Raw genomic sequence first — 4,391 nt, 5'->3', positions numbered from 1 at the left:
ACGCCAGCTTCAAGACCATGCGCACCGTGCTGTTCCTCATCGCCGGAAAGCTCGACTTCTCAGCACTCAATCCGCATGCGTCGTGAGCCGCATTACCCACTCCATTTTTGAAAGAGCCAAAAAAGTTGCTATCGCTGAAGCCTGAGCGTTGAGCGAAAGGAAAAGCAGAATGCCAACCTTGACCGTATGGGTTACGCCTCCCGATGACTGGGAGGAGTATGTCATCTCCAACGAGAGCGGGGTGTCGCATCGCTTGTCGGTTGCCGGAAAAGTCGCACCATTCCGGACCACGGTTAGGCCGGAACAACCCGGACAGGATGCGATTCAAGTCGACCTAGTGAGCACCCAGCAACAGCAAAGTCCTCACATCGGGATAAATCGTCACGATGGAGCTTACGCGTGGGTTCCCGTTGACTTTTCAGCTCTTACTTGGATGAAAGAACAGTGGGCGAGAGGCCGCCGAATCGAACTGAGTCTCCACGGTGACAATGTTGCCGGCTTCACATTGGGATCGTCCCCTGACGGCGATGATGTCGTTTGGAATCAAGCCGTAGCGACACACGTCAAGCTCTCGCAAGCCGTGTTAAGCGTTTCTGCCTACAAGGAAGGCACCGAAATGCAAGCCACGGAGGCCCCAACTCCGGAAGCGCCGATCCATCCCGATCTGAAAGCCAGTTTGACCAAGATCACTTCTCGCCTCGATCTGTTACTAGGCATGGTAGTGATTTTTGCAGTCTACTACTGGGTTCACAAGTAGAAACCCGAACGGAAAAGCGCACGCGCGGTGCGCGGGTCAATCAGAGGAAAACGTGGGAAGCACTGTGAGTGTCGACCAGAGCCGGCCTGAGAGTGGGGACCGAACGAAGTGACCACCCATCGTCGGCGCACCGTAAATCGGGCGGAAAGAATAATCTCAACAGATTGGTGATTCGTGAACGAAGCAGAACAAGAGCGGGAAGACCGAATGTACAACGTGCGACAGCGGACCTTCGCAGTCACGACCGGACGGGAGCGGCTGAGCGTACTGCGCACCGGATATCTTGGTCCATGCGTCGCGTTCTATGGACTTCATCCCGGAAAGGGTGTTGCCTTTATGAGCCACGTCGATGGCAATCTACGCGGAATTGAGCCGCTGGCCGCGCGGCTGATCAAGGCCACGGAGGGCGACCTAAACGGATTCTCGCTCTACCTGACGACGAACTACACGCTGACGCTTCGGTTTTTTCTGCTGTTCGCCACGATAGCACTCGTCCATTGGGTGCACGGAGTGGCGACCTTTTTCGCCTGGCTTGGCTTGCTCGCCTGCGTCGCTTGGTTTGGCTTCGGCAGTTTGTTCGCGATTTGTCGCTACGCATACAGGACCTTCGGCAAATGTGTCACGCCCGACACACCATTGCAGCTTTGGGGTCGTGTCGAAGTGACGGTAGACGCCGCGTCGAAGGTTGGACCCGATACGGCGCGAGAAGATACGCTGCCGATCGCGCGAAGCATCGATCGATATGGGCCACCACCGGGTTGGCGCGCTGGGCAGCGCGATGCCACGCCGGATCGCGAGGAAGGTGAAAAGCGGAAGTCGCTGCGCGACGCGCTGCTGCGGGACGTCGCGGAATCGCTCGTTGCGTTCCAGGGCGAATACGCGCCGTGTACCGGCAATGGTTCGGACGCGATGCCAGGGAACGAAGACTACCGGGCGAAGCTGGTTGAGATTGCATCGAAGGCACGCACTGCGCTGGAGGCGGTTCGTCCGGCAACGCCTGAGGATGCGCGGCAGTATGAGTCAACGGAAAAGCGGCTCCTGCCGCGTGACAAGGAAAACACAGATGGATGATCTAGACCTGATGAAGGCCGTTCCGCCAGAGGTCCTCAAGGCAGCTTACGACGATACGGTATCGCCAGCTTTAAAGGAAACCGGAAGGTTTGGTCTGGACGTCATAAAGACGTTGCGGCTTGCGCTCTTTCCGCTGCAATACGCCGCAGCAATTCAGGACAGGTTGGCGATGCATCTGCGGAAATCTATCGGGCGTGTACCCGAAGATCGGCGGGTTCTGCCAGTTGAGTCGCTAGCATTCCCCATCGCGGAGCAGTTCAAATACCACGACGAGGAGAGCGTTGTCGGAGAAATGTTCGAGCGACTGTTGGCGCGAGCGATGGACCGAGAACGAGTCGGCGAGGCTCACCCTGCGTTCGTGCAAATTGTTGGTCAACTCGCACCGGACGAAGCGATGTTGATCGAGCAAATCGCCGCAGTTCAAACATCGGCCTACATGCGACCGCCACAGAAGGCTGTAGCCGTCCTTCTCAGAGATGAGAGGGCCGCGTTAACTAGTGCTTCGGGCCTGTCGGATGAACAAAAGCAACACCTTGAAGCCGTTGCTGTTCGCCCCGAGGAACTTGCGCAACCCGACTTGGTATATACCTACATCGAGCATTTGGTGTCTTTGGGCATCGCTTCGTACACCAACGAGCCGTGGAATAACGAGTTCAAAGGCGCTAAGGGAGCCGGCTTCGACTTCTGGTTCATCGAACTTAACGGCTTAGGCAGGCTGTTTCATCGAGCGTGTTTGTCGGACAGCTAGGAAAAGCCGGCGCGCCCGGACGAAAGGAGGCACACGTGATCATCAGGATTGGTTCTGGTGCAAATAGGAAAGCAGGTTGATAAGTTATCTATATGAAAGATAACGTATCGAGTGGACAGGACCGCGCTCCACACGGCGGGCGCAGTGGCCTCCTTGAGACCGAGTTCCCTGAGATCGAACTGACCCTTGCGAATGCGATGCGTCAATTCGATACCTGAAATTGTGGTCGCGGCGCTCCGGAACCGTTTGAATCCGAGCATCGCGTTCGTTCTGGACTTGATGTGGCGATGGTCCTGTTCGATCACGTTGTTCAGATATTTTGAGGACCGGACCTTCGTGTCTTCAGGCAGCCGACCATTTGCCTTCATCTCGCGCACCGCGCGGTGCGAGGCAGCGTAGCCATCGAGCGTGATGGTCTGCGGCGACCGGCCCTGATGCATGACAGCCCGATCCACCGCCCGGTACAGGTAGACCCATTTGCCGCGAATCTTCATGTAGGTCTCGTCGACGCGCCACGAGCGACCGGCCGGTGTAGCAAAGCGGTTCCAGCGCTTGATGAACTCCGGTGTAAAGCGTTTGACCCAGCGCATGATCGTGGTGTGCGCCAGCGACAGCCCGCGCTCGGCCGTTATTTCAACGAGATCTCGAAGGCTGAGCTTGTAACGTAGGCACCAACGAACACACAGGACGATGACTTCGCGGTCAAAGTGGCGCCCGTTGAACAGCCCGTCGATGTCTACCAGCTTACTCATAGCCTGCTCGCGCTCGTCAAAACCCGAGCTTAACTTACCGGCAGCTCCGATTTGCACCGGGGCCTTCGCGTTCAACATGCCGACCTTTGAACAGTTCGTCCAGATCACGGAGTTTCTTCACGATCCTGCCTTACCGCCGCTAAAGCCTTTACTTTAGCTCACCGCGAATTCGCACCAGAACCATTGGGTAGTCCTGCTGGTGGACTCGCTCCGAACCGATTCGAGCACCGTTTGCAAGGCGAGTCGATGCGACGATGGTCCGGAGCGGACGAGCCTCGATATGTTTCCGCCTCGCGCGCACCGCCCGACAATAGTCGATTCTCCGCATAGCCGGGAGAAAGTGCCCTGTGCAATCGGTGTTGAGCGCGTCCGCATCGTCTGGGCGCAGCGTCTTGAGGGGCTCCAGTATCTCACGGAGCTTCCTTCGTGACGCAATAGCCCGCCGAGATAGTTGGGGGAGGGGCAGCACAGCATGGCTAACACGTCAGATGACGGTACCGGAATGCAACTAACAGTCAATTTTGCCAAAATCAGCAGACGCGGTTTCACCGCGCAAAACACGTCACCAAGGCGAGGCCCGACATGTCGCAGCGAAAATCCCAAGCGTGCCATGACGCCAGGAACTCTGAATGTCGGTTCAGGAACCCCGCGAGGCTATGTGCCTTCTCCTGGGCAGCGCCATGCCGCGGCCCGAAAATGCAGCTTAAGTCTGCAACAGCGCTTTCTGGTCAAGCTATTGTGATAAGAAGGATTATCTGAATAGCGCGGTTTAGAGCAGGCTTTTCTGGGCAGCTTCGGCGAAGCTAACGCTTCTAGCAAACAGGGAGATATCTCAGACGCCCCCTGTGAGTCGCGGCCCCCGGGCGCAACGTTAAGGGGGCAAAAAGTAAGCAGTTATCTGACCGCTGGTCCCGGTCCATACATTGAGGCAGCATCGGATTTGGCTTTGTCGCAATAGGGGACCTGCTATGCTGAAGTCCCGAGAGCGCCCGATCTGATGGATGAAGCAGAACCTGAATCCGACTGTCGCGAAGGTGCTCAAGCGTCTGCACTATCCGCTCGA

3 protein-coding genes and 1 pseudogene are annotated in these 4,391 nt (G+C 57.1%); 3 read left to right on the top strand and 1 reads right to left on the bottom strand.

All coding sequences use genetic code 11. The annotated features are described in order from the left end of the window. Positions 1-169 precede the first annotated feature (169 nt). From AC57B6_RS18715 to AC57B6_RS18705, 3 genes are all read left to right on the top strand, one after another. Complete coding sequence (locus AC57B6_RS18715; protein WP_496421864.1) at positions 170-757, top strand: hypothetical protein; 588 nt, start codon at positions 170-172, stop codon at positions 755-757. Between the two features lie 174 nt (positions 758-931). Continuing rightward, complete coding sequence (locus AC57B6_RS18710; protein ID WP_496421863.1) at positions 932-1,828, top strand: hypothetical protein; 897 nt, start codon at positions 932-934, stop codon at positions 1,826-1,828. Beyond that, a complete protein-coding gene (locus AC57B6_RS18705; protein WP_496421862.1) occupies positions 1,821-2,576 on the top strand; it encodes an Abi-alpha family protein in 756 nt (251 codons plus the stop codon). The genes AC57B6_RS18710 and AC57B6_RS18705 overlap by 8 nt, the downstream gene beginning before the upstream one ends. A 176-nt stretch (positions 2,577-2,752) precedes the next feature. Here AC57B6_RS18705 and AC57B6_RS18700 read toward each other — a convergent pair. Next, a pseudogene (locus AC57B6_RS18700) lies at positions 2,753-3,328 on the bottom strand (IS6 family transposase); the annotation flags it as partial. Between the last annotated feature and the right edge of the window lie 1,063 nt (positions 3,329-4,391).

The sequence above is a fragment of the Paraburkholderia sp. BGA-UO-ETr-F12 genome (genome assembly GCF_059567945.1).
Note: the sequence above shows the minus strand (reverse complement) of the source record. Positions and strands in the feature narration are given on the sequence as shown.